Here is a 540-nt window from a genome sequence, read left to right as displayed (position 1 = left end):
TTATCGAAGCATGGGAATTTAATAAAGAAAAATGGAATAGTGAGATATCACAAGCAAAACTTAGTGATTCTTATCCAATGGTACTTCTTAGTATTATAGGTGGGTTTAAGCCTGTTATTGAAACTCTTGAAGGAGATATGGTAGTTTCTGATGGCGACTACATTATTCAGGGAGTAAACGGAGAGTATTATCCGTGCAAGCCTGATATTTTCCATAAGACTTATGAGGTAGCGGAATGAAACTAATATCGCTGGTCAATGACTGGTGGGGAGGGATTGAATGAAAGAATATTGGGTAATTGAAAATCATTTGGACGGAGGATTTCATCTGATGCCAGAAGATACTCCAGAAGAAGAATTAGGAGAAATTGAAACTCCTTGTGAAATGTGTGGAGACCACGATTCAATTATTGGTCAGTTTTCAGACTGGAAGCAACTTAAAAAAGAAATGACTGATGATGAAGGTTGGTGCCCATATTCTGATGAATATTTGCAATCAGTATTTGAGGAGGACAACCAATGAAACTTTTGTGTAAGCTGT

2 protein-coding genes are annotated in these 540 nt (G+C 37.0%); both read left to right on the top strand.

Translation table 11 applies throughout. The features are described from left to right. Positions 1–2 precede the first annotated feature (2 nt). Entirely contained in the window at positions 3–239 is a 237-nt protein-coding gene (locus tag RSC39_RS12045) for a hypothetical protein (protein ID WP_332537483.1), read from the top strand. 40 nt (positions 240–279) lie between these two features. Beyond that, positions 280–522 (top strand): hypothetical protein, encoded by a 243-nt coding sequence (locus RSC39_RS12040; RefSeq protein WP_332537481.1) that lies wholly within the window; start codon positions 280–282, stop codon positions 520–522. Positions 523–540 lie beyond the last annotated feature (18 nt).

It is taken from the genome of Lactococcus sp., from assembly GCF_036648155.1.
In the GTDB taxonomy this organism is placed as follows: Bacteria; Bacillota; Bacilli; order Lactobacillales; family Streptococcaceae; genus Lactococcus; species Lactococcus cremoris.
The sequence above is the reverse complement of the archived record's forward strand: the minus strand, read 5'-3'. Positions and strand labels throughout refer to the sequence as shown.

Excerpts from the sequence above, each read along its gene's own strand:
- RSC39_RS12040 (WP_332537481.1), top strand. The coding sequence starts at position 280 with ATGAAAGAATATTGGGTAATTGAAAATCATTTGGACGGAGGATTTCAT.